The following is a 23798-nucleotide window of genomic DNA, read 5'->3' as shown; positions in this document are numbered from 1 at the left end:
CCTTCCGGAAGTAAAAAAACCTCAACCGTAAACCGGGAACCGCTTCGTCAACTCCGCCACCTGCGCACGCACGCGTTCGAGGCTGGCCGCGTCTTCGGGACTTTCGAGCACATCGGCAATCAGATTGCCGACGATCTCCGCCTCCTTCACGCCGAAGCCGCGCGTGGTCATCGCGGGCGAGCCGAGACGCACGCCGCTCGTGACGAAGGGTTTCTCCGGATCGTTCGGGATCGCGTTCTTGTTGACCGTGATGTGCGCCGCACCGAGCGCCGCTTCCGCCGCCTTGCCCGTGATCTTCTTGGCGCGCAGATCGACCAGCATCACGTGGCTTTCCGTACGGCCCGAGACGATGCGCAAGCCGCGCTTCACCAGCGTTTCCGCCAGCACGCGCGCGTTGTCCACCACCTTCTGCTGATACTCCTTGAACTCCGGCGAGAGCGCTTCCTTGAACGCCACGGCCTTCGCCGCGATCACGTGCATCAGCGGACCGCCCTGGATGCCCGGGAAAATCGCCGAGTTAATCTGCTTCTCATACTCGGCCTTCATCAGGATCACGCCGCCGCGCGGGCCGCGCAGGCTCTTGTGCGTGGTCGTGGTGACGAAGTCCGCGTGCGGCACCGGGTTCGGATACACGCCCGCCGCGATCAATCCCGCGTAGTGCGCCATGTCCACCATCAAGTAAGCGCCGACGCTCTTCGCGATCTTCGAGAGACGCTCGAAGTCGATCTTCAACGCAAACGCCGATGCCCCCGCCACAATCAGCTTCGGCTTGTGCTCGCGCGCCTGCTGCTCGGCCGCGTCGTAATCGATGTCTTCGGCTTCGTTCAGGCCATAGCTCACGACGTTGAACCACTTGCCCGACATGTTCACCGGCGAGCCGTGCGTCAGGTGCCCGCCGTGCGCGAGGCTCAGGCCCATGATCGTGTCGCCCGGCTTGAGCATCGCGAAGAACACGCCTTGATTGGCCTGCGAGCCCGAGTTCGGCTGCACGTTGGCGGCTTCCGCGCCGAACAGTTGCTTCACGCGGTCGATGGCCAGCTGCTCCACCACGTCCACATACTCGCAGCCGCCGTAATAGCGCTTGCCCGGATAGCCTTCCGCGTACTTGTTGGTGAGCTGCGAGCCTTGCGCTTCCATGACGGCGGGGCTCGTGTAATTCTCCGACGCAATCAGTTCGATGTGATCTTCCTGACGGCGATTTTCATGGCTGATGGCCGCCCAGAGTTCGGGGTCGACGTTTTCGACGGTGCTGCTAGCGCGATTGAACATGATGAAGTATCGATGAAAGTTGAAGTCGAACTGCTTCGGGTGCCTGATCCACACGCTGCATTTCACCGAAAGCGCGCTCGGCCTGCTAGAAGAATTCCGACATTCCGATGGGACGGGACGCCACAACCGCACAAAAAAAAATCGAAGGCCGCATTGCTGCGTGACCTTCGATTCGCATGACCGTGCGCCGCTCCTCCGGCTTCGGAAGCGTCAGACCGCCGAGAAGCAGTTGTCCACGAACAGATGCGTGCCATTGACGAAGCTGGATTCATCGGACGCGAGAAACAGCGCCGCGGCCGCCACCTCGGCTGGTTCGCACAGACGCCCCTGCTGCGCGGCGATGGCCGCCTCGGTGACATCGACGCCCATGCCCTGAAGATCCTTCAGCTCGCGCACGCCATGCGGCGTGCGGATGAAGCCCGGCGCCAGCGCATTGCAGCGGATGCCCCGGTCGCGATATTCCACCGCGATGGCGCGCGCAAACATATGGCACGCGCCCTTGGTCGCGTCATAGAGCACTTCGCCGGGCGTCGCGCACACGGCCGATATCGAGGACGTGCAGACAATGCTGCCGCGCCCTTGCGCCAGCATCTGCGGCAAGACGGCCTGCGTCATCAGGAACATGCTCTTCACATTCACGCTCATGAGCCAGTCCCATTCCGTTTCCTCGATGTCGAGGAACGGTTTGACGATCAGCGTGCCCGCGTGATTGAAGAGAATGTCGGCATTGCCGTAGCGCTCGCGGGCGGCGTTCACCGCGTGATCGACCTCGCGCTTGCTGGCGACGTCCGCGCCCAGCCCGATCGCCTCGAGTCCCTTGTCGCGCAGGATCGACGCCAGCGTTTCGGCGGCGTCGCCGTTGCGGTCGATGATCGCGACCTTCGCGCCCTGCAACGCAAACAGTTCCGACGCCGCCGCACCGCAGCCGCCCGCCCCGCCGCTCACGATCGCCACTTTGCCCGCCAGGCGGCCGTCGATCCTCGAAACCATGCGCATGTTCTCCTTGTCCGTAGTGGGCCGTAGGCCGATGCCGCAACTTACGGCGCCGCAATGTCTCGCACTATCGGATTTCGGCAAGCTCAGGGTTTGCACGGTGATTGCGCGTGCCGTGCGTCACCGCGCGATGACCCGGCTAGAATGTGCGCACCCTCGCTTTCCCGATTTCCCCCGATGATCGCGGCATCTCATCCCCGGCCTGCGCCCGCCGCGACACTGCTCGCGCGGACGGTGGCTTTTTCCTCTTTCACGGACGTCGACGAACAGGCCCGCGCGTTCGACGGCTGGAGTCTCGACTACACGCAGATCTCCGGCGGCCTGTTCCATGGCACGTCGTCGGTTGTGTCGCTCGGCGGCATCCGTTTGCTCGTCGAGCAGTTGAACCGGATCATCCTGCAACAGGGCTCGGTGCCTTCGGACCGGATTGCCGTCGCGGTGCCGCTCGAACTCGAAGGTCACGCGAGAATGTGCGGCGAAAAGAGCGATCGCGACAGCCTGCACGTCTTCTCCAGCGGCCCGGAATTCGAGTTCTACTCGCCCGACCGGCATATCCTGGTGAACGTGGAAATCGAGCCGGAGAAGCTCTCGTCGAATCCGATGCGCGTACTCGGCGCATCGTTGCTCGGGCGGCACATGGCGCCGCTGATCCCGATGGCCTCCGACGTCGCCGACAATCTGCGCGGTCTGCTCAAGCAGACGCTGGCGGCGGCCGCGCAATCGTCGCCGGGTGAACAGGCGGACACCGACGAGCGCATCGAGCTGCTCGAACGCACGGTGCTCTATGCCGTCTCCGAAGTGCTGTCGGCCTCTCCCGCCAGCGCCGACACGCGTCCCACGCGTTACTGGTCGCTGGTCAACGACGTGCAGGAGCGCTTGCAGGATGCGAGCACGTGCCCGCTGTCCATCGCCGAGCTATGCGTGCAGTTGCAACTCAGCCGGCGCACGCTGCAATACGCCTTCCAGGAAGCACTGAACCTCAATCCGATTGCCTGGCTGCGCGCCGTGCGCCTCAATCACGTGCGCCGCGATCTGCGGCTCGGCGAGTCCGTGACCTCGGCCGCGACGAAATGGGGCTTCTGGCATCTCAGCAGCTTCGCGAACGACTATCGCGTCATGTTCGGCGAACTGCCTTCGGTGGCCGCGAAACGTTACGCGCGCCGCCACGCATGATGCTTCGCGCGGGTTAGCGTTCCATCACCAGCAGCGTCGACGTCGCCGATGCGAACAGCCGCCCGCTCATGTCCATCAGCGAAGCCTCGGCGAACGCCGCACGCCGTCCGATGCTCAGCACGCGCCCTTCCGCGCGCACCACGCCGGTGTCGCGCGTGATGGCCTTGTGGTACGCGACCTTGAGTTCGAGCGTCGTATAGGCCTGCGTCGCCGTCAGGCACGAATGCACCGCGCAGCCGCAGGCCGAATCGAGCAGCGTGGCCGCATAGCCGCCGTGCACGGTGCCGATGGGGTTGTACGCATGATCGCCGGGCACGCCCGCGAACACCGCCCGGCCCGCTTCCACTTCGATGAAGTCGAATTCCAGCGACACCAGGATGCCGGGCTTGCGTCCGCTCGCGATCAGCTTGCGCATTTGCGCGAGGCCACTGAGGCCCGCGCCCGTTTCTTCGATCAGACTCATTTCGCCTTCTCCGTCGTGCTGCTCGCGGTCTGGATCGTGCTGTCGTCGCCGGTCACGCTCCAGCCGCCGCCCAGCGCGCGGTACAACGCCACGGCGGCGAGCGCATGGTCGCGTTGCGACTGGTTGAGTGCATCGGCGTCACGCAGATAGGTCTGCTGGGCGTCGAGCACGTCGAGGAAGCTCGCGGCGCCGCCCTTGTACAGTTGCGTCGACAGCGTCAGCGACTGACCGGACGCGGCAAGCGCATCGTTGAGACGCGCGCTCGATTCGGTCGTGCTGACGAGATCGCTGCGCGTGTCCTCGACGTCCTTCAGTGCCTCGAGCATCGTCTGCCGCAGACCGAGTTCCGATTCCCGCATGCGGCTCTCGTTCTGGCCGATTTCCGCCGTGATGCGTCCCGCGTTGAAAATCGGACTCGTGGCATTGAGCGCGGCTGAGAACAGGTTGTCGGTGAGCGTCGGCAGGCCGAGATACGACGACGCCAGCAGGCCATCGGTCAGACGCAGCGAGAACTTCGGATAGCGCTCCGCCCGCGCCACGCCCACTTCGGCCGCGCGCTGCTGGACGGTGGCGTAGGCCGCCAGCACATCCGGACGGCGCAGCAAGGCCTCCGACGGCAACATCTGCGGCGCGCCGCCCGCCGGCACCGGGATGCGCGGCGTCGTGCCGGCATCGGCGAGCATCAGCCGGTCGAGCGCTTCCGGCGAGCGTCCCGAATACACCGCGATCAGGCTTAATTGATGTTGAATCGTGGCCTGCGTGCGCGGGATACGCGACAGCAGGTCGCTCAGTTGATTCTGCGCGCGCGCGACGTCGAGTTGAGTTGAAAGGCCATATTGCAGGCGGCGCTGCGTGAGCCTGAGCGCACGTTCGCGGATCGCCTGATTGTCCTGCAGGATCTTCAGCTCCGCCTGCGCCCAGCGCAGATCGATATACGCGCCGGCCGTGTTGGCCGCCAGCGCGAGCCGCACCTGATCCGCCGCGTGTTGCCGTCCGACCAGCTGCGCCTGCGAGGCCAGCAACTCGAGCCGCTCGCCGCCGAACACGTCGGGCGTCCAGCTCAATGCGAGACCGATGCCCGCCTGCCTCACGTAACCGAGCGGCGGCGGCGTGTTCTGGCGCGAGTCGGATGCGCCGGCGTTGACGTCGAGTTGCGGCAGCAGCACGGAGCGGCGCTGCGTGGTGATCGCCTGCGCCTGCTTCACGCGTTCGAGCGCGGCTTGCAGGTCGAGGTTCTCATCGAGCACCGATGCCACCAGCTCGTGCATCAGCGGATCGTTGAACTGCTGCCACCAGGCGAGCGGATCGGCGGCGGCTTTGGGCGTCTCGACGCTCCAGTCGGCGGGCGCGGTGGCCTGGACGGTCGCGGGCAGATCCGCATGCGTCGCCGGCTGCACCGCACAGGCCGCAAGCGTCAGCAGCGCGATGCTTGAGAGGACAAGTTTCTTCATGATCGGAGTCGGATGAGCAGATTCAATGAGCGTCCGGCGATGCCGGCGCAACGCCTATCGGCTTGGCGAACAGCACCGTCGTGAGGCCGAAGAGGAAACACAAGGCGAGCACGTAGAAGCAGTCGGCAAAGGTCAGCACGAGCGCCTCGCGCAACACCAGCGCGTGCAGCGACGCCAGCCCCGCCTGCGAAGCGTTCAGCGCGTCGCCCGCCACCGAGGCGAGATGCGACGAACTGCGCGACAGCATGTCTTCGACAGCGGAGCGACCGGTGGTCACGTTTTCGTTGAGGCGCAGGTAGTGCAGGTTGAGACGGTCGTTGAGCATCGTGGAACTCACCGCGATGCCGATCGCGCCGCCCAGGTTGCGCATCAGGTTGAAGAGGCCGCTCGCCGACTTGAGACGCGATTGCGGCAGCGAACCGAGCGCCATCGTCACGATGGGCGGCACCGCGAACTGCTGGCCGATGCCGCGCAGCGCCTGTGGCAGCAGGAATTGCTGCCAGCCCCAGTCGTGCGTGAGCGGCGTGTAGAAGTAACAGCCCGCGCCGAAGCAGACGAGCCCGAAGGCCAGCAACACGCGCATGTCGATGAAGCGCGACGCGAAGCCGTACACCCCGATCGACAGCAACTGGAAACAGCCGACCGACAGCAGCGCGAGACCCGTGTGCAGCGAATCGAAGCCGCGCACGCGCGCGAGGAACACCGGCGTCAGGAACACCGAGACGAAGATGCCGATGCCGGTCACGAACGACAGCACGCTGCCAATCGCGAAGTTGCGCACCGCGAGCGCGCGCAGATCGACGATGGGGTCTTTCGCGGTAAAGGCATGCACGAGGAACAGGAAACCGCAGATCGCCGAGATCCAGGTGCACGCGATGATCACGTTGTCGCCGAACCAGTTCTTGCGCGGCCCTTCTTCCAGCACGTATTCGAGGCAGCCGAGAAAGCCCGACATCAGCGCGATGCCCAGATAGTCGCCCTTCTTCAGCAGCGAGAGATCCGGCGTGTCGATATGCACGTACTTCGGCACCAGCACCGCGACCACCAGACCCGGCACGACGTTCAGGTAGAACAGCCAGTGCCACGACCATTGATCGGTGATCCAGCCGCCGATCACCGGACCGATCGCCGGTGCAAGCGAAGCCAGCGCGCCGATGGTTGTCGATGCAATCAGTCTCTGCTTGCCAGGAAACAGCACGAAGGCCGTCGTGAAGACGGTCGGGATCATCGCGGCGCCGAGCGCGCCCTGAAGGCAGCGGAACAGGATCATCGAGTTGATGTCCCACGCCATGCCACACAGCATGCTGGTGATCGTGAAGCCCACCGCCGATGCCGCGAACAGCCAGCGCGTGGAGAACACTTTCGAGAGCCAGCCGGACATCGGGATCACCAGGATTTCGGCGATCAGATACGAGGTCTGCACCCAGGAGAGTTCGTCCTGGCTCGCGGACAAGCCGCCGCCAATATCCTTCAGCGACGACGCGACGATCTGGATATCGAGCGTCGCCATGAAGAAGCCGAGGCACATCAGCGCGAACGCGAAGGCGCGCAGCTTGAGCGGCTGGGTCGACGGGTCGGCGAGTGAAGCCGGGGTCGGTGTACGGGTCATGATTGCGCTCCTCAGCCGTTCGACTGCTGGCGCAGATGCACCTTCACCGTCGCGGAGAGACCCGGACGCAGCACGTTTTCCATGCCCTTCGGCACGTCCAGGCGGATGCGCACCGGCACGCGCTGCACGATCTTCGTGAAGTTGCCGGTTGCGTTCTCGGCCGGCAGCACGCTGAAGGTCGCGCCGGTCGCAGGCGCCAGGCTTTCGACGTGGCCGCTGAGCGGCAGGTTCGACGCATCGAGTTCGATATCCACCGTGTCGCCCGCGCGCATCTTCTTCAACTGATCTTCCTTGAAGTTCGCGTCGATCCACAGGCCCGTCGCGGGCACCACGGTCAGCAAGGACGTACCGACATTCGCCAGCACGCCCACGCGCGCCGTCCGGTTGCCGACATAGCCGTCGACCGGCGCGCGGATCGTCGTGTACTCCACGTTCAGCGCCGCGACCCGGCGCGCCGCCTCGGCCGTGGCCACGCGCGCCTCGGCGTCCGCGATCTGTGCATCGATCACGCTCAACTGCCGCTTCGCCGCGACCAGCGCCGCGCCGCTGCGGTCCACCGAAGCCTGCGCCTTCGCGTAGTCCGCATCGGCGCGCTCGACGATCTGATTCGACACCGCGTCGTCCTTCACCAGTTCGCGATAGCGCGAACGGTCCTGCGCGCTGCGCGTCAGTTCCGCCGCCGACGCATGCACTTCCGCCTGCTGCTGGTTGATCACGGCGGCCTGGAGCGCGTCCTTCGCCTGCAGTTCGACCACGGCGGCGCGCGCGCCGGACAGGTCGGCGTCCGCCTGGGCGAGCCGTGCGTCATAGTCGCGGGCATCGAGACGGATCAGCACCTGGCCCGCCTTCACGCGCTGGTTGTCCTGCACCAGCACGTCCGTCACGAAGCCGTTCACCTTCGGCGCCAGCACGGTGACATCGCCGCCCACATAGGCATCGTCGGTCGATTCCTGGAAGCGCAGCACCAGCGCCCACCACGCCGCCGCCGCGATCACCACCAGCCCGACCAGGCCCAGCGCCAGCAGCATCCACGGAATCCGCCGCTCAGGCCGCGCCAGGGCGGGCGCGGCGACAGAAGGAAGGTTTGTCGTTGGAGTCGTCATTTGTCAGCTTTGTGTGCATATGCACGATTGAGAGTGAAAAATGGACCGCTAAAGCCGTCCGTCATAGGCCGGAAGACTAGATGTGCATATGCACCCCGTCAACCGTCACGGTTCGCATGAGTGAATGACACGGATGGAAACAATCGCCCCCGAGCCAGACGGGGCGGGGCTGAGATCAGGATTGGGCGGTGTCGGCGAGCATCGACTGATCGATGCAGAAACGCACCGCATGCTCGACAAAGGCGCGCACCTTGGCCGGCAACAGCGCCCGCGTGCTGTAGGCGATGCGGATCTCGATGGCGGAATCAACGCGTTCGTAGGCGTCGAGCAGCGTGACGAGGCGGCCTCCGGCCACGTCGCGGTCGACGAGCGCCGTCGGCAGCACGCCGATGCCGAAGCCCTGCAGGACCATCTCGCGGTTGAACACCGCGCTGTTCGACGACACGCCGTGACCAAGCGGCACCCGCAGTTCCTCGCCACCGATGCGAAAGGTCAGCGCGGGCTTGCGGATCGACGGGGACATCGGCACGAATTCGTGATCCGTCAGTTCGGACGGATGGCGCGGCGCGGGATGCCGCGCGAGATACGCGGGACTCGCGACCAGCACCAGCGGAATGGTTTCGAGCAGGCGCGTGACGGCCGTGTCCGTTGAGAGCATGAACGGCAGCACGATGGCCAGGTCGTAGCCTTCGCCGACGAGATCGACAGGCCGTTCGGTCAGCGTCACGTCGAGACGCACGTGCGGATGCGCGCGCCTGAAGCTGGCGACGAGCGGCGTATAGCGGCTCGTCATCACCGTGGTATGCGCGACCAGCCGCAACAGGCCGGTCGCCTCGCTGGCACGGTGCGACACGCGTTCTTCCATGGCCTGGAGTTCGTCGAGCAGGCGGGAGCAATCGGCATAGAAACGCTCGGCCGTCTCGGTCAGGGAGATCTGCCGCGTGGTCCGGTTAAACAGGCGGCTGCCGAGCCGCTCTTCCAGCCCCGCGACCGCGCGCGACACCACCGGCGGCGACAAGCCCAGGATGTCGGCGGCGCGCGCGAAGCTCTTCGCTTCGACCACCGAGCAGAACACTTTCAGGCTCGTCAGATAATCCATTGCGGTTTTGTCGATGCGGCCGGAGGCGGAGCCCCGATCATGGCACGAAGCAGGCGGAGACGCTGTCTCGACGCTTGAGACGATCGCGCGGTTTTACGAGTCGCCAGGACATTCACGCCGCGACGGCGCGCGCCTAAAGTTCACTCACGCCATCCACATGGCTTCTCAACGAACCCAGGAGCACACCATGTCACGTCTTTCCCAAGTCAACGTCAACGAAGCCACGGGCATCACCGCCGACCTGTTTGCAGGCATCAAGAAGGCCATGGGCCGCGTGCCGAACGCCTATGCGACTATCGGTTCGCACAGCCCCGCCGCCCTGGGCGCCACGCTCAACGGCGATGCGATCCTCGCGAAGAGCAGCCTCGAGAAGGCCGATGTCGAAGCGATCAAGCTCGCCGTCAGCGAACTCGTCGGCTGTGACTACTGTGCCGCCGCGCATACGGTGGTCGGCAAGATGGTCGGTCTCACGCAGCAGGAAACCCAGCAGATCCGCGCAGGCGAAGCCACCGGCAACGCGAAGCGCGACGCTCTGGTGCGCTTCGTGCGGCATCTCGTCAGCAGCAGCGGCACGGTGGATGCAGCGCGGCTGGACGAAGTGCGCGCGGCGGGTTACTCGGAAGCGCAAGTGATCGACACGCTGTTCGCGATGAGCGTCATCAACTTCACGAACCTCGTGAACCGCGTGAACGACACGACGCTCGACTTCCCGAAGCTGGTCTGAAGCGGATCAGGGCGCGTCGGGCTTGCGGGTAAAGCGGTCGACGATCGAGTTCACCAGATCGACCGGCACGGGGAAGACGATGGTCGAATTCTTGTCGCCGGCGATCGTCGTCAGTGTCTGGAGATAACGCAGCTGCATCGCCTGCGGCGCCTGCGCCAGCATCTGCGCCGCCTGCAACAGCTTCTCGGAGGCTTGCAGCTCGCCCTCCGCATGGATGATCTTCGCGCGGCGCTCGCGTTCGGCCTCGGCCTGGCGGGCGATCGCGCGGATCATCGTCTCGTTGATGTCGACGTCCTTGATCTCCACGTTCGATACCTTGATGCCCCACGCGTCGGTCTGCGAATCGAGCACGCGCTGGATGTCGGCGTTGAGGCGCTCGCGCTCGGACAGCAGTTCATCGAGCTCGTGCTTGCCGAGAATCGCGCGCAGGGTGGTCTGCGCGAGCTGGCTGGTCGCGTCCAGAAAGCGTGCGACTTGGATCACCGCCTTCTCCGGATCGACGACCCGGAAGTACACCACTGCATTTACCTTCACCGAGACATTGTCGCGCGTGATGACGTCCTGCGGCGGCACGTCGAACACGACGGTGCGCAAGTCCATCCGCACGACCTGTTGCACCACGGGGATGATCAGCACGAGTCCCGGGCCCTTGACCTTCCAGAAGCGTCCGAGCATGAACACGACGCCGCGCTCGTACTCGCGGAAGATGCGCACCGCCGACGCCAGGATGAAGACGACGAGTGCAATCAGAATGCCGCTGAAACCGAAGGTAAGCCCCATTTCGCGCGCCTCGCTGTGAAGGTGTTCATGAATGACCGGGTTTGATCGCTTCGAGCGTTTCGACCGTCAGCGTCAGTCCCTGGCGTGAGATCACGCGCACGCGCGCGCCTTCAGCCGGCAGCGCCTGCGCGTCGCCGCCGCGCACACGCCAGCGCTCGCCGCGCACGCGCGCCCAGCCGCTGCCTGGCGGTGCGCCTTCGCTTGCCAGCATCACGCCGATGCTGCCAGGCATCGCCTCCGCGCCAGTCACGACCGGCCGCCTGCGGGCCTTCAGCGCGACGCCGCCCACGACGAACACGAACAGCGCCGTAAAAAGCGCAAGGCCGATCACGAGGCCCAATGGAATGCCGAAACCGGGCACATCGGTATCGATCAGCATCAGCGCGCCGATGGCAAACGCGACAATCCCGCCGATGCCAAGCGCGCCGAAGGTCGGCAGGAACATCTCGGCGATCAGGCAGCCGAGACCGAACACGACCAGCCCCAGTCCGACATAGCTGACCGGCAGGAGTTGCAGCGCGAACAGGCCGACGAGCAGGCAGATCGCGCCCGCGACACCTGGCAGCACCATGCCCGGATTGGCGAATTCGAAGAACAGGCCGTAGAGGCCGATCATCATCAGAATGAGCGCGACGCTCGGGTCCGTGATGGTCGCGAGAAAGCGGCTGCGCCAGTCCGGTTCCAGCGTCTCGATGGCCGCGCCACGCGTGGCGAGCACGTGTTCTCCGGAGACGGTGCGCACGTGACGGCCGTCGAGCTTCGAGAGCAGATCGGGGAGATCGGCAGCGTTCAGGTCGATCACGTGCTGGGCAAGCGCCTCGTCCGCCGAGAGCGCGACGGCCTCGCGCACGGCGCGTTCCGCCCATTGCGCATTGCGTCCGCGCAACTGGGCGAGGCCGCGTATGTACGCGGCGGCGTCCTGCATCTGCTTGCGGGTTTCGGTCGATTGGGAATCGGCTTGGGAATTCGTTGCCGATGCTTCCTTGCCCGTGCGCGACGGCTCGCCTCCCGTGCCGCCGATGCCAAGCTGCACCGGCGACGCGGCGCCGAGCGTCGTGCCCGGCGCCATGGCCGCGATGTGGCTGGCATAGGCGATGTAAGTGCCAGCGCTTGCGGCGCGCGCGCCGCTGGGTGCGATGAACACGGCGACCGGCACCGGCGAGGCGAGCATCGCCTGTATGAGCGTGCGCATCGACAGATCGAGGCCGCCGGGTGTGTCCAGTTGCAGCACTGCAAGCTGTGCGTGCCCGGTGGCGGCGCGGGCCAGCGAACGCACGACGAAATCCGCGCTCGCCGGGCCGATTGCCCCTTTCAGCGGAATCACCACGACCGGCGCCGGGGCCTCTGCGGCGTGAGCGGACGCAGTCAGGACAAGCGCGCCCAGCAACAGCCTGACGCAGGTCCACACGCAGTCAACGAGTTTCTTCGTCATGGGCCGACACCGCCAGCGCGCACGCCGCCACGGTCCTCCTCATGTTGCCGGTTATTGCCGTTTTGTCTTCGCTTCAAGCTTAGAGCAAACGAACGCACCGCGCGTTCACTGCCGAACCGTGATCCGGTCGATGACCTTGTCGACATCGGCCGTTTCGCCGAGTGCCGAGATAAAGTGGCTTTTGTCGAAATCGCGTGGGACGCAGCCATCGACGTAGATGAAGCGCCGCTGGATGGTCAGCCACAGCGTGGTCTTCTCGCGCCACTGGAACGACGCATTCAGCGCGTTGAGCCGCCGCGTCACACTTGCCACGATCTCCTGGTCGTAGTCATAGCTGTTTGAGAGACGGCAGCGGCCCGCGAGCCAGCAGCTATTGCCACGCTCGATACGGTAGTGCGCTTCGTCCAGCCACTCCTGCCCGGTCTCGAATGGACCGCGCGGTGCGGTGCAGCCGGGCAGCGCGCTCGACACCTGAATGAAAGGATCGTGGCCGCGATTTTCACGGGCTTCTTCGGCGTGGGCAAACGTGGACACGGCCAGCGCGGCGGCCAGCATTGCGCGCACGCGCGGGGGCGTTCTTGGCGTTCTTGGGATGGGGAGCGCTGCGCGCATCGTGACGCCCTTCATCGAGCCGGGATTCGAACAGCATAGTTCATTGCCCCGGCCCAAACCGCCCGCGCTCAAGCCGATACACTGAAGATCCCGACGCACTCTCACCACCGAGACCGACATGAAACAGGCACTGCACCATCTGACGGTCGCGACAGGCTCGCGCGGCCTGCACGAAGTCACCCGCGACATCGACCGCTGGATCGACCTTCAGGACATCCGCACCGGCTTGCTGACACTGTTCTGCCGGCATACGTCGGCGTCGCTGCTGATCCAGGAAAACGCCGATCCGGACGTCCGCGTGGATCTGGAACGCTACTTCGAGACCGTTGCGCCCGAAGCGCCCGGCCGCTACGTACATGACGCCGAAGGCCCCGACGACATGCCGGCGCATCTGCGCACGGCATTGACGACCGTGCAGCTTTCGATTCCCGTTGAGGCTGGACGCATGGTTCTGGGCACGTGGCAAGGCATCTATGTCTTCGAGCACCGCACGGCGGAGCATCAGCGCGAACTGGTGTTGCATCTGATTGGCGAGTGATCTACTATACGCACCGCGTATATTTTGGAGCGGCGCCATGTCCCAGCATCTTCAGCAGCAGACCATTCTTCGCGACGCCATGCGGCGCCTGAACATGACGCGCGATGCGTTTGCCGGACGTATTGGCGTGACGCGACGCGCGCTGGATACCTGGCTCCTGCCCGACGAATCGCCGGAATCTCGTGCGATGCCGGAAATCGCGGCGCGTTACGTCGCCGAGATTCTCAGCGGCATGCCGCAAAACGGCGAATATACGCAAAGCGCACATTCTACAATCGCGTTCGAGGGACGGCCGCAATTGCTGTCGATCGACCAGTTCTCGCGCGAATCGGCGGAGGCGCTGTTCCGCACGGCCGACATGATGCAGCCCATCGCACGCCGCAAGAAGATCACGCGGGTGCTCGAGGGCGCGGTGCTGGCCAACCTGTTTTTTGAAGCCAGCACGCGTACGCGTGTCAGTTTCGGCGCGGCGTTTGCGCGTCTTGGCGGCTCGGTGTGCGACACCACCGGTTTCACGTTTTCGTCGATGGCCAAGGGCGAATCGATCTATGACACGAGCCGCGTGATCAGCGGTTATGCGGACGCGATCGTCGTGCGACATCCGGAACAAGGCTCAGTCGCCGAATTCGCGCGCGCGACCAACATTCCCGTCATCAATGCCGGCGACGGACCGGGGGAACATCCGAGCCAGGCGCTGCTCGACCTCTATACGATCCAGCGTGAGTTCTCGCGGCTCGGCAAGATTGTCGATGGCGCGCATATCGCGATGGTCGGCGATCTCAAGTATGGCCGCACCGTCCATTCCCTCGCCAAGCTGCTTTCGCTCTACAAGGGACTGAAGTTCACGCTCGTCTCGCCGAGGTCGCTGGAGATGCCGGCGCATATCATCGACCGTCTCGCGCGCGGCGATCATGTGATCGAGCAAACCAGCGACCTGCGCGCCGGGCTGGCCGGTGCAGACGTGGTGTACGCGACGCGCATTCAGAAAGAGCGATTCGCGGATGAGTCCATTGAGGGCTATACGCCCGATTTCCAGATCAATCAGGCACTCGTCGATGCCGTATGCGGCCGCGACACGCTCATCATGCATCCGTTGCCACGCGACAGCCGGCCAGGCGCGAACGATCTTGCCACGGACCTGAACCACGACTCGCGCCTCGCGATCTTCCGGCAGACCGATAACGGCATTGCGGTGCGCATGGCGATTTTCGCGGTGCTGCTGGGCGTTGAACATCAGGTGCGTCATTCGATGCGCGATGCTGCGTGGAAGTCGCCGGCTTCTATTGGTCCGGACGATGCGGTGTTTCAGGGGTTTGATTGATGGGTCGCGCGCCGCACGTGACGGCCGAAGGCAAGTGACGCGCGGCGGGATTGCGGCCTTGCATCGGGCTACCGATGACCCGCCTTCCTGCGCTCCTCCTCATAAATCGCGTAGGGCTTAAGCCGCGCGAACTCTTCGTCGGTCATCTCCCAGGTGTCTGGGTCCAATGCTATGCCGCGGTTGATTTCTTCGTTTTCCTCGGGCGATGGGCGGATGATTTCGCTAAGCTTCTTTCGCATATTTTTCAATCTCTCTATCGTTTGCGCGACGCAGGCTGATAATGCGCCGCGACTCGTTTCTTCGCGTGAACACCACGCAAAACATGCGTCCGCGAATGGGCATATAGCCCACTTCGCGAACCTCTCCATAATCGCGACGATCGTCCACTTCCAGCACGACTTCGCCCCAAGCAATCTCACTCGCAAGCTTGAGCGACACCCCATGCTGAAGACAATTGATCGCGTCCTTCAACGGATCAAACGTGATATCCGAATGCATTCATTGTGATTCCCAGAAGTTGAAGTAACAACCCGCGAAATCTCCGAATTCGATACAACCTGATACGAATTCGCGTGAGATATCGCGTCACTTCATTCTTCTGGAAACCTCAATTACTCTCTATAGACCTGATGGCTAACGCTCAAATACTTGAGCGACTTCAAACCCGGCACAGATCCCTCACGTCCCGAAAACGCCTCAATACGAGGCGTTCGTCGGAAAGATCAATCGTATCCGGGTCGAGCTCGATTCCTCGTTGGATTTCAGCCTCTTCTTCGGGCGTGGGAAGGATGAGTCCTTTGTACGTCAATTCCATACCGTTCATCTCTCTTGTTGGCGCGGATCAAACGTGATATCCGAATGCATTCATTGTGATTCCCAGAAGTTGAAGTAACAACCCGCGAAATCTCCGAATTCGCAACCGCCTGATACGAATCCGCGTGAGATCTGCGTCACTTAATTCTTCTGCAACCCTCAAGGTTTCTCTATCGACCGATTGGCCAGCGAGCACGTGTGATCCTGCAACTCCTCCGACGAAGCCCAGTCGCCCGGCTGCACATGATCGTTGAGCAGATAGAAAGCAGCCGACCCATCGCCACGCACCGCACCCACCAGCAAGAGTGTCTGCTGGCCCATCGTCTGCCCGCGTTGCGCGGCATAAGGCGCGATCAGCTTGAACGGATCCGTGTGCGACAAATCAGCGTCGTCGATGCGCATTGCGCTGTAGACATGCCCGCGCAGCCGCACCGGCAGCGGCGCCCATTCCGTGCCAATACGCGGCCCCACTTCGCGCAGGGTCTGTGCGACATCGGCGGCGAGGCAATCGATATGGATATGCAACTGGTTCTGCGTGCGTCCGCTCGCGGAGTTGATGGCGAGCGACACTTCATCGCGCGGCAAGGTGCGATGCAGCTTGCGGTCTACATACACGCGCGCGTTCCACGCATCGCGAAAGTAATTGGGTGAATCCGGCGTCAGCAACGCGGGACTTTCGATACCGGAGACGCGCGCCGTCGGAATCAGCAGATATTGCGCGACGCCCACAAGGTCCTTGAGCACCGCATAACCGTCCGGCAGATTCACGTCCGCGCACTTCTGCTTCACCGGCGCGCCTTCAGCGGCCGGCTCGCAATAATCGTGGACGATGTTCCACAACGCGTTCGGGTTCGCCGCGCAAGCGAGCGGCAAGGCGAGCGTAACGGCGACGCCGCACAGCGCGGCGAGGCGCCCCATTCCTTGAACAATCTTCATCGGCATGATCCGGCAGTGTGAAAAAGTCACCAGCCTGCCGGATTATGCTTGCGAGCGCGTGAAACCGCATTGCCACACCGCCAACTCGCCCACGACGAGTGGCTCAGGCCCGCTCCACCGGATGCGGCTCCCGCAGCTTGTTCGCCACCCGCGCCGCCTCGAAGTACGATCCATTCGGCGGACGCTTCAGATACTGCCCCGCGCCACGCTCCGCGCGCAACTCGCCGCCCGTCCAGACAAGCGCGCCCCGCGAAAGCGTGCTGGTCGCGACACCTTGCACCGTCATCCCCTCGAAAACGTTGAAGTCCACGTTCTGATGATGCGTCTTCACGGAAATGGTACGCGTCGCGTCCGGATCCCAGACGACCAGATCCGCGTCCGCGCCCACCTGAACCGCGCCCTTGCGCGGATACAGATTGAAAATCTGCGCCGCGTTGGTCGAGGTCACGCGCACGAATTCGTTCGGCGTCAGGCGGCCCTTGTTGACGCCGTGATGCCATAGCACCGACATCCGGTCTTCCACGCCGCCGCAGCCGTTCGGAATGCGCGTGAAGTCCTCGCGGCCCATCGCCTTCTGCGACGCGCAGAACACGCAATGATCCGTCGCGGTGGTATGCAGTTGCCCCGATTGCAAGCCGCGCCACAACGCCTCGCGATGCTCGGCCGATCGGAACGGCGGGCTCATCACGTGCGCGGCGGCACGGTTCCAGTCCGGATCGCGATAGACGGATTCGTCGATCACGAGATGTCCCGGCAGCACCTCGCCGAACACGCGCAGTCCGTCGTTGCGCGCCTTCGCGATGACATCGACGGCATCCTTCGCCGACACATGCACGATGTAGAGCGGCACGCCCAGCACCTGCGCAATGCGGATCGCGCGGTTCGCGGCCTCGCCCTCCACTTCCGGCGGACGCGACAGCGGATGCGCCTCCGGCCCGCGAAAGCCCTTCGCCAGCAACTGCTTCTGCAACTGGAACACGAGTTCGCCATTCTCGGCGTGCACCGTCGGCAGCGCGCCGAGTTCGAGCGAGCGGGTGAAGCTGTTCACCAGCACTTCGTCGTCGGCCATGATGGCGTTCTTGTACGCCATGAAATGCTTGAAGCTCGACACGCCGTGTTCCTGCACGAGCAAACCCATGTCGCGATGCACGGATTCGTCCCACCACGTCACGGCAACGTGAAAGCCATAATCCGCCGACGCCTTCTCCGCCCAGCCGCGCCACTCCCTGAACGCATCCATCAGCGGCTGTTTCGGGCTTGGAATCACGAAGTCGATGATGCTCGTCGTGCCACCCGACAAACCCGCCGCCGTGCCGGTGTAGAAGTCGTCGCTGGCGGTCGTGCCCATGAAGGGCAATTCCATGTGCGTATGAGGATCGATGCCGCCGGGCATCACGTACTGCCCGCCCGCATCGACTGTTTGCGTGCCGGCGGGCACGTCCAGATCCGTGCCGATGGCGAGGATCGCGCCGCCGGCCTGCGGGTCCGCGCACAGCACGTCGGCGCGATAGGTGCGGTCCGCATCGATGACGGTGCCGCCGCGAATCAGAGTAGGCATGAGTCGTCCTCCACAAAGACTAATTGAGCCGTTCAGGCGCTGAGCACGCCGGCACGCGGCGAGCCACGCAGTTTCATCCACGAGCCATAGACCAGCGCTGCCAGCACGAGGCCCACGAACCATGCATAGGTGTAGAGCGTATTGAAGAAAGCCGGCACGCCCGGGAACGAGGCCGGAAACGCGGTGTGCAGGAAGCCCGGCAAGTTGGGCAGCACGCCGACCAGCAATGCGACCACGGCGGCCACGTTCCAGCCGTTGCTATACGAATACTCGCCGTGCTCGTCGAAGAGCTCGCGCTGATCGAGCCGCGTGCCGCGAATCAGGAAGTAATCGACCATCAGGATGCCCGCCACCGGTCCGAGCAAGGCCGAATAGCCGACCAGCCAGGTGAAGATATAGCCCTGCGTGGTCGCGAGAATCTTCCACGGCATCATCACGATGGCGATGGTCGCCGTGATCATGCCGCCCGCACGGTACGAAATGCCCTTCGGCCACAGGCTCGAAAAGTCATAGGCCGGTCCGACGAGATTGGCCGCGAGATTGCAGCACATGGTGTCGAGCGTGAGGATCAGCAGCGCAACGCCCACGCCAATTCCCGTCATGCGGCTCGTCAGGTCGATCGGGTCCCAGATGGCATGGCCATAGATCACCACCGTCGCCGAGGTCACGACGACCGAGATCACGGAAAGCAAGGCCATCGGCAGAGGCAGTCCGATCGACTGGCCGATCACCTGGTCGCGCTGCGTGCGGGCGAAACGCGTGAAGTCGGGAATGTTGAGCGCGAGCGTCGCCCAGAAGCCGACCATCGCCGTGAGTCCCGGCCAGAAGGTGGCCCAGAACAGCCCTTCCTTCTTGCCGCCTGCTGCGAACTGCGACGGCGCCGACAGCATCGAGCCCAAACCGCCCGCCTTCGAAGTCGCCCACCACACGAGCGCGATGCACATCACGACCTTGATCGGCGCCGACCAGCTTTCGAGCCAGCGGATCGAATCCGTGCCGTGCCAGATGAAGTACAGCTGCAAGGCCCAGAACACGAGGAAGCACGCAAGCTGTCCGAACGAGATGTCGATGAGCGGCAGCGCGGCGCCGTGCAGCGCGTTGCCGGTGAGGATATTCAGCAGCGTGTAGATTGCGCTGCCGCCCAGCCAGGTCTGGATGCCGTACCAGCCGCACGCGACCACCGCGCGCAGCAGCGCGGGCAGCTTGGCGCCCTGCGTGCCGAACGACGAACGCACGAGCACGGCATAGGGAATGCCGTGCTTCGCCCCTGCATGGCCGATCAACAGCATCGGCGCCAGCACGATCAGGTTGCCGAGCAGCACGGTCAGCACCGCCTGCCACGGCGACATGCCCTGCTCCGTGAGTCCGGCCGCCAGCATGTACGACGCGATGTTCATCACCATGCCGACCCACAACGCCGCGAAGTGATACCACTTCCACGTTCGCTGCGCGGGGCCGGTGGGCGCGAGATCGTCGTTGTACAGGCTGCTGGCCTCGACGTCGTGCGCTGTCTGCTTCATCGGATGCACTCCGGTTGATGTGACCAAGAAACGATGGATATGGAACGCAAGGTCCCGCTCAGGCTGCCTTCACGGACTCCTCCTCGGTCACGCGCGCCGGATTGTTCGGGTGCGTGGTCCAGTTCGCGTACTCGCCGGCATCGACGCGTTCCATCGTGATGCACTGCTCCACCGGGCACACATGCATGCACAGGTTGCAGCCGACGCATTCCGCATCGACCACTTCGAAATGACGCTTGCCGTCCTTCTGCGCAAGAATGGCCTGATGCGACGTGTCATCGCACGCGATATGACACAGCCCGCACTGAATGCACTTGTCCTGGTCGATGCGCGCCTTGATGTCGTACTTGAGGTTGAGGTATTTCCAGTCGGTGACGTTGGGCACGGCGCGGCCGCGAATGTCGTCGAGTGTCGCGTAGCCTTTTTCGTCCATCCAGTTCGAGAGGCCATCCGCGAGATCGCTGACGATGCGAAAGCCGTAGTGCATCGCCGCCGTGCAGACCTGCACGCTGCCCGCGCCCAGCACCATGAACTCCGCCGCATCGCGCCATGATGAGATACCGCCGATGCCCGAGATCGGCAGGTTCGGCGTCTCCGGATCACGGGCGATCTCCGCCACCATGTTCAGCGCAATCGGCTTCACGGCCGGGCCGCAATAGCCGCCGTGCGTGCCGCGGCCATCGACGGTGGGCATCGGCGCCATCTGGTCGAGATCGACGGCCACGATCGAGTTGATCGTGTTGATCAGCGACACGCCGTCCGCGCCGCCCTTGAACGCAGCGCGCGAGCCCATGCGAATGTCGCTGATGTTGGGCGTCAGCTTGACGAGGCACGGCAGCTTCGTGCCTTCCTTCACCCAGCGCGTGACCATCTCCACGTATTCGGGCACCTGTCCCACGGCCGCGCCCATGCCGCGCTCGCTCATGCCGTGTGGACAGCCGAAGTTCAGTTCGACCGCATCGGCGCCGGTGTCCTCGACCTGCGTCAGGATCCACTTCCAGTCGCGCTCGTTGCACGGCACCATCAGCGACACGATCAGCGCGCGGTCGGGCCAGTCGCGCTTCACCTGTTCGATCTCGCGCAGATTGATGTCGAGCGGCCGATCCGTGATCAGCTCGATGTTGTTCAGCCCGGCGATACGCTGGCCGTTCCATTGCACCGCACCGTAGCGCGAGCTCACGTTGACGACGTGCGGATCCAGTCCCAGCGTCTTCCAGACCACGCCGCCCCAGCCCGCCTCGAACGCGCGGTTGACGTTATAGGCTTTGTCTGTGGGCGGCGCGGAGGCCAGCCAGAAGGGATTCGGCGAAGTGATGCCGGCGATGTTGCAAGTCAGGTCAGCCATGTTCGTTGGATTCCTTCCAGGGGTTCACGCAGCCTTGATGGCGGTCAGTTCGAACGAGGCATCGATGGACGCCGCCGCGAGCTTGCCGTCCTGCACGGCCTGCACCGTGAGATCGAGTCCTTCATGGGTCGCGCAATCGCCGCCCGCCCAGACCTTCGCGAGGGTCGTCTGACGGTTCTCGTCCGTGACGATGCGGCCGCTGTCCAGCGTCAGCAGTTCGCGCGCAACGCCCACCGGCACGAGCGTCTGACCGATCGCCTTCAACACCATGTCGGCTTCGATCACGAAGCGCTCCGCGTCGCGCTCGAACTCCACGCCGGTGACCTGCCCGTCCACGCCGATCAACCGTACGGGCTTCGCATGCGTGACGATTCCGACGCCGTTGGTCTGCGCGAACTCGCGCTCCGCCCACGTCGCGCTCATGTTCTCGACGCCGCGCCGATAGGCCATCGTCACGTTCGTCGCGCCGAGCTTGCGGCTCTGCACGCAGGCGTCCACGGCCGTATTGCCGCCGCCGATCACGACCACACGCCGCCCGACCGGCACGCTCGCGAGGTCATCGGCCTGACGTACCTGCTCGATGAAATCCACCGCGTTCATCACGCCGCCGAGCGTCTCGCCATCCAGCGCCAGTTCGCGCACGCCAGCGAGCCCGAAGCCAAGGAACACCGCGTCGTATTGCGTGCGCAGTTCGTCTAGCGTGACATCGCGGCCGAGCGCCATGCCCGTCCTGATCTCGATGCCGCCAATCGAATGCAGCCATTCGATCTCGCGTTGCGCATAGTCCTCGACAGTCTTGTATGCCGCGATGCCGTATTCGTTGAGGCCGCCCGGTTTGGCGCGGGCATCGAAGATCACCGCGCGATGTCCCGAGAGCGCGAGCCGGTACGCGCACGCAAGTCCCGCCGGACCCGCGCCGACGACCGCCACGCGCCGGCCCGTCTCCGGCGCGCGCGAGAACAAGGGCTCGCCCCGGGCCATGGCGCGGTCGGTCGCGTGACGCTGCAATGCGCCGATCGCCACCGGTTTGTCGCCCGGATGATTGCGCACGCAACTACCTTCGCAAAGAATCTCCGTCGGGCAGACTCGCGCGCACATGCCGCCGAGCGGATTGGCCGAGAGAATATCGACAGCCGCGCCCTTCAGGTTGCCGTTGCCGATCTTGCGGATGAAGCCGGGAATGTCGATTTGCGTGGGACACGCCTGGATGCACGGCGCGTCGTAGCAATAGAAGCAGCGGCTCGCGGCGGCGGCCGCGGCGGTGGCGTCGAGCAAGGGCGCGACATCCGCGAATTCGCAGGCGAGTTGATCCGGCGCGAGGCGTCCGGTCGCGATGTCGCCGATGGCTTTCATGGTCATACACGATCCTCGATGAAGGCGTGACGGTGCCTTCCGTCCGCGTGTGGGGTCGCGGACGGATTGAAGGTGCAAACGAAAAGGCGTTGCTTAAGCGGCGGGTTCCGAAGCGCGTTCGAGCATCGCGTGCAAGAGGACGTTGGCGCCCGCCTCGATCCACTCCTGCGTCGCGTCTTCGATTTCGTTATGACTGATGCCGTCCACGCATGGCACGAACACCATCGATGTCGGTGCGACCCGCGCGAGATAGCACGCGTCGTGGCCCGCGCCCGACACCATGTCGCGATGCGAGTAGCCGAAGCGCTGCGCCGCCGCGCGCACGGACGCGACACATGCGGCATCGAACTTGACGGGTTCGTAGTAGAAGATCTGTTCGAGCTCGGTCTGCAAGCCGATCTCGCCCGCAATGCGCTCGACGCCTTCGCGCAGCGCGGCATCCATACGGGCGAGCACGGCGTCCTCGGGATGACGGAAGTCCACCGTGAAGGACACGCGGCCCGGAATCACATTGCGTGAATTCGGATGCACCTGCAGCATGCCGACCGTTGCGCAGGCAAGCGGCGCGTGATCGAGGCCGATGCGGTTCACCAGATCCACCACGCGCGCGGCGCCGAGCAAGGCGTCCTTGCGGCGCGGCATCGGCGTGGGGCCCGCGTGCGCTTCCTGGCCGGTCAGCGTGATCTCATACCAGCGCTGACCCTGCGCATCGGTCACGACGCCAATCGTCTTGTTCTCGGCTTCGAGTATCGGACCCTGCTCGATGTGCAGTTCGAAGGCCGCATGGAGCGGGCGGCCGCCGCATGGCTGATCGCCCGCATAGCCAATGCGCTTCAGTTCCTCGCCGATCGTCTTGCCCTCGACGTCCTTGCGCGACAGGCCATAGTCGAGCGTGAAGGCGCCCGCGAAGACGCCCGAGGCCACCATCGCCGGAGCGAAGCGCGAGCCTTCTTCATTGGTCCAGATGACGACTTCGATCGGATGCTCGGTCTCGATGCCGCGATCGTTCAGCGAGCGGATCACTTCCAGTCCGCCGAGCACGCCATAGATGCCGTCGAAGCGGCCGCCGGTGGGCTGCGAATCGGCGTGCGAGCCGGTCATCACGGGCAAGGCGTCGAGGTTGCGGCCGGCGCGCCGCATGAACACGTTGCCCATTTGGTCGACGCTCACTGTGCAGCCCGCTTCCTTCGCCCAGGACACGATGAGATCGCGGCCTTCGCGGTCGAGGTCGGTCAGCGCCAGGCGGCACACGCCGCCTTTGGGCGTGGCGCCGATCTTCGCCATCGTCATGAGACTGTTCCACAGTCTCTCGCCGTTGACCTTGATGGATGTGTCGAGACCAGCCTCTCCGAGTGAATCCGTGACAGCGTTCATGCGACGCGCTCCTTACTATCGGCCTTCGTCTGTGGGGACCCGCGCTCGTGCATGCCGCACAGAGGCGGTGCACGAGTCTGTTCTGCGATGCATGCTGCAAGCGATGTGCTTCTTCTCGATGAGAGCACTGATCGAATCCTGTCCGGTTGGACAGGTTGTAGCCGATTAAAATAAGCAAATCAACGTCTTTCGTGTGCGGGCGCACTAAGCGATTTGCATGCCATTGCTGTGCAGCATCGATGTGGCGTGGCTTGGGCTGCACTTTCGTCGCGATGCAGCGCGGCGTGCATGAACGGCGCAATTGAGGCACGATGCGGCACACACGAGCTCGA

The 23798-nt window shown here is 64.3% G+C and carries 21 protein-coding genes; 4 read left to right on the top strand and 17 right to left on the bottom strand.

All coding sequences use genetic code 11. From position 1 onward, the window contains the following. Positions 1-21 precede the first annotated feature (21 nt). Both glyA and QCE88_RS34585 read right to left on the bottom strand, forming a co-directional pair. Positions 22-1269 (bottom strand): serine hydroxymethyltransferase, encoded by a 1248-nt coding sequence (gene glyA, locus QCE88_RS34590; RefSeq protein WP_309909962.1) that lies wholly within the window; start codon positions 1267-1269, stop codon positions 22-24. Between the two features lie 210 nt (positions 1270-1479). Beyond that, positions 1480-2259 carry an SDR family oxidoreductase gene (locus QCE88_RS34585; protein ID WP_309909960.1) on the bottom strand — a complete coding sequence of 260 codons (780 nt, stop codon included), beginning with the start codon at positions 2257-2259 and terminating at the stop codon, positions 1480-1482. Between the two features lie 237 nt (positions 2260-2496). Here QCE88_RS34585 and QCE88_RS34580 point away from each other — a divergent pair, with 237 nt between their 5' ends. Continuing rightward, positions 2497-3435 carry a helix-turn-helix domain-containing protein gene (locus tag QCE88_RS34580; protein WP_309909958.1) on the top strand — a complete coding sequence of 313 codons (939 nt, stop codon included), beginning with the start codon at positions 2497-2499 and terminating at the stop codon, positions 3433-3435. Positions 3436-3448: 13 nt separating this feature from the next. Here the strand turns inward: QCE88_RS34580 and QCE88_RS34575 are convergent, their stop codons facing one another. The 5 genes from QCE88_RS34575 to QCE88_RS34555 form a co-directional block, all read right to left on the bottom strand. Then, complete coding sequence (locus tag QCE88_RS34575) at positions 3449-3898, bottom strand: PaaI family thioesterase (RefSeq protein WP_309909957.1); 450 nt, start codon at positions 3896-3898, stop codon at positions 3449-3451. Beyond that, on the bottom strand, positions 3895-5349 hold the full coding sequence (locus QCE88_RS34570) for an efflux transporter outer membrane subunit (RefSeq protein WP_309909956.1): 1455 nt from the start codon (positions 5347-5349) through the stop codon (positions 3895-3897). Before QCE88_RS34570 ends, QCE88_RS34575 begins: the two co-directional genes overlap by 4 nt. Before the next feature lie 22 nt (positions 5350-5371). After that, positions 5372-6958 carry a DHA2 family efflux MFS transporter permease subunit gene (locus QCE88_RS34565; RefSeq protein WP_309909955.1) on the bottom strand — a complete coding sequence of 529 codons (1587 nt, stop codon included), beginning with the start codon at positions 6956-6958 and terminating at the stop codon, positions 5372-5374. An 11-nt stretch (positions 6959-6969) separates the two neighbouring features. Then, positions 6970-8061: an HlyD family secretion protein gene (locus QCE88_RS34560; RefSeq protein ID WP_309909954.1), complete on the bottom strand. Its 1092-nt coding sequence runs from the start codon at positions 8059-8061 to the stop codon at positions 6970-6972. A gap of 175 nt (positions 8062-8236) precedes the next feature. Next, on the bottom strand, positions 8237-9160 hold the full coding sequence (locus QCE88_RS34555) for a LysR substrate-binding domain-containing protein (protein ID WP_309909953.1): 924 nt from the start codon (positions 9158-9160) through the stop codon (positions 8237-8239). 187 nt (positions 9161-9347) lie between these two features. Between QCE88_RS34555 and QCE88_RS34550 the strand changes: the two genes are divergently transcribed. Further along, positions 9348-9884 (top strand): carboxymuconolactone decarboxylase family protein, encoded by a 537-nt coding sequence (locus QCE88_RS34550; protein ID WP_309909951.1) that lies wholly within the window; start codon positions 9348-9350, stop codon positions 9882-9884. Between the two features lie 6 nt (positions 9885-9890). Here QCE88_RS34550 and QCE88_RS34545 read toward each other — a convergent pair whose 3' ends face one another. From QCE88_RS34545 to QCE88_RS34535, 3 genes are all read right to left on the bottom strand, one after another. Further along, complete coding sequence (locus QCE88_RS34545) at positions 9891-10664, bottom strand: slipin family protein (protein ID WP_309909950.1); 774 nt, start codon at positions 10662-10664, stop codon at positions 9891-9893. A gap of 25 nt (positions 10665-10689) precedes the next feature. Next, entirely contained in the window at positions 10690-12096 is a 1407-nt protein-coding gene (locus QCE88_RS34540; protein ID WP_309909948.1) for a nodulation protein NfeD, read from the bottom strand. Positions 12097-12201: 105 nt separating this feature from the next. Next, on the bottom strand, positions 12202-12651 hold the full coding sequence (locus tag QCE88_RS34535) for a BON domain-containing protein (protein ID WP_309909947.1): 450 nt from the start codon (positions 12649-12651) through the stop codon (positions 12202-12204). Between the two features lie 175 nt (positions 12652-12826). Between QCE88_RS34535 and QCE88_RS34530 the strand changes: the two genes are divergently transcribed. Both QCE88_RS34530 and QCE88_RS34525 read left to right on the top strand, forming a co-directional pair. Next, on the top strand, positions 12827-13246 hold the full coding sequence (locus tag QCE88_RS34530; protein ID WP_309837700.1) for a secondary thiamine-phosphate synthase enzyme YjbQ: 420 nt from the start codon (positions 12827-12829) through the stop codon (positions 13244-13246). 37 nt (positions 13247-13283) lie between these two features. Continuing rightward, entirely contained in the window at positions 13284-14567 is a 1284-nt protein-coding gene (locus tag QCE88_RS34525; protein WP_309909945.1) for an aspartate carbamoyltransferase, read from the top strand. A 222-nt stretch (positions 14568-14789) separates the two neighbouring features. Here the strand turns inward: QCE88_RS34525 and QCE88_RS34520 are convergent, their stop codons facing one another. The 7 genes from QCE88_RS34520 to QCE88_RS34490 form a co-directional block, all read right to left on the bottom strand. Then, positions 14790-15065 carry a BrnT family toxin gene (locus tag QCE88_RS34520; RefSeq protein WP_309909944.1) on the bottom strand — a complete coding sequence of 92 codons (276 nt, stop codon included), beginning with the start codon at positions 15063-15065 and terminating at the stop codon, positions 14790-14792. Between the two features lie 474 nt (positions 15066-15539). After that, the gene (locus QCE88_RS34515) at positions 15540-16316 is read right to left on the bottom strand and encodes a CDP-diacylglycerol diphosphatase (RefSeq protein WP_309909942.1); all 777 of its coding nucleotides are present in this window, start codon (positions 16314-16316) and stop codon (positions 15540-15542) included. A 103-nt stretch (positions 16317-16419) separates the two neighbouring features. After that, positions 16420-17874 carry a dihydropyrimidinase gene (hydA, locus tag QCE88_RS34510; protein WP_309909940.1) on the bottom strand — a complete coding sequence of 485 codons (1455 nt, stop codon included), beginning with the start codon at positions 17872-17874 and terminating at the stop codon, positions 16420-16422. Positions 17875-17906: 32 nt separating this feature from the next. Next, a complete protein-coding gene (locus QCE88_RS34505) occupies positions 17907-19394 on the bottom strand; it encodes an NCS1 family nucleobase:cation symporter-1 (protein WP_309909938.1) in 1488 nt (495 codons plus the stop codon). 58 nt (positions 19395-19452) lie between these two features. Beyond that, the gene (preA, locus tag QCE88_RS34500; protein ID WP_309909936.1) at positions 19453-20739 is read right to left on the bottom strand and encodes an NAD-dependent dihydropyrimidine dehydrogenase subunit PreA; all 1287 of its coding nucleotides are present in this window, start codon (positions 20737-20739) and stop codon (positions 19453-19455) included. Positions 20740-20763: 24 nt separating this feature from the next. After that, positions 20764-22098 (bottom strand): NAD(P)-dependent oxidoreductase, encoded by a 1335-nt coding sequence (locus QCE88_RS34495; RefSeq protein ID WP_309909934.1) that lies wholly within the window; start codon positions 22096-22098, stop codon positions 20764-20766. Positions 22099-22185: 87 nt separating this feature from the next. After that, a complete protein-coding gene (locus QCE88_RS34490; protein ID WP_309909932.1) occupies positions 22186-23466 on the bottom strand; it encodes a Zn-dependent hydrolase in 1281 nt (426 codons plus the stop codon). Positions 23467-23798 lie beyond the last annotated feature (332 nt).

The sequence above is a fragment of the Caballeronia sp. LZ035 genome, from assembly GCF_031451175.1.
Lineage (GTDB): Bacteria > Pseudomonadota > Gammaproteobacteria > Burkholderiales > Burkholderiaceae > Caballeronia.
This window is presented reverse-complemented; position numbering and strand designations above follow the sequence as displayed.

Bases quoted from the DNA above. Each gene is read 5' to 3' on its own strand.
- QCE88_RS34540 (WP_309909948.1), bottom strand. From the start codon at position 12,096: ATGACGAAGAAACTCGTTGACTGCGTGTGGACCTGCGTCAGGCTGTTG.
- glyA (WP_309909962.1), bottom strand. From the start codon at position 1,269: ATGTTCAATCGCGCTAGCAGCACCGTCGAAAACGTCGACCCCGAACTC.
- QCE88_RS34535 (WP_309909947.1), bottom strand. From the start codon at position 12,651: ATGCTGGCCGCCGCGCTGGCCGTGTCCACGTTTGCCCACGCCGAAGAA.
- QCE88_RS34550 (WP_309909951.1), top strand. From the start codon at position 9,348: ATGTCACGTCTTTCCCAAGTCAACGTCAACGAAGCCACGGGCATCACC.
- QCE88_RS34525 (WP_309909945.1), top strand. From the start codon at position 13,284: ATGTCCCAGCATCTTCAGCAGCAGACCATTCTTCGCGACGCCATGCGG.
- QCE88_RS34560 (WP_309909954.1), bottom strand. From the start codon at position 8,061: ATGACGACTCCAACGACAAACCTTCCTTCTGTCGCCGCGCCCGCCCTG.
- QCE88_RS34585 (WP_309909960.1), bottom strand. From the start codon at position 2,259: ATGGTTTCGAGGATCGACGGCCGCCTGGCGGGCAAAGTGGCGATCGTG.
- QCE88_RS34565 (WP_309909955.1), bottom strand. From the start codon at position 6,958: ATGACCCGTACACCGACCCCGGCTTCACTCGCCGACCCGTCGACCCAG.
- QCE88_RS34545 (WP_309909950.1), bottom strand. From the start codon at position 10,664: ATGGGGCTTACCTTCGGTTTCAGCGGCATTCTGATTGCACTCGTCGTC.
- QCE88_RS34520 (WP_309909944.1), bottom strand. From the start codon at position 15,065: ATGCATTCGGATATCACGTTTGATCCGTTGAAGGACGCGATCAATTGT.
- QCE88_RS34570 (WP_309909956.1), bottom strand. From the start codon at position 5,349: ATGAAGAAACTTGTCCTCTCAAGCATCGCGCTGCTGACGCTTGCGGCC.
- QCE88_RS34495 (WP_309909934.1), bottom strand. From the start codon at position 22,098: ATGACCATGAAAGCCATCGGCGACATCGCGACCGGACGCCTCGCGCCG.
- QCE88_RS34530 (WP_309837700.1), top strand. From the start codon at position 12,827: ATGAAACAGGCACTGCACCATCTGACGGTCGCGACAGGCTCGCGCGGC.
- QCE88_RS34555 (WP_309909953.1), bottom strand. From the start codon at position 9,160: ATGGATTATCTGACGAGCCTGAAAGTGTTCTGCTCGGTGGTCGAAGCG.
- QCE88_RS34575 (WP_309909957.1), bottom strand. From the start codon at position 3,898: ATGAGTCTGATCGAAGAAACGGGCGCGGGCCTCAGTGGCCTCGCGCAA.
- QCE88_RS34515 (WP_309909942.1), bottom strand. From the start codon at position 16,316: ATGAAGATTGTTCAAGGAATGGGGCGCCTCGCCGCGCTGTGCGGCGTC.
- preA (WP_309909936.1), bottom strand. From the start codon at position 20,739: ATGGCTGACCTGACTTGCAACATCGCCGGCATCACTTCGCCGAATCCC.
- hydA (WP_309909940.1), bottom strand. From the start codon at position 17,874: ATGCCTACTCTGATTCGCGGCGGCACCGTCATCGATGCGGACCGCACC.
- QCE88_RS34505 (WP_309909938.1), bottom strand. From the start codon at position 19,394: ATGAAGCAGACAGCGCACGACGTCGAGGCCAGCAGCCTGTACAACGAC.
- QCE88_RS34490 (WP_309909932.1), bottom strand. From the start codon at position 23,466: ATGAACGCTGTCACGGATTCACTCGGAGAGGCTGGTCTCGACACATCC.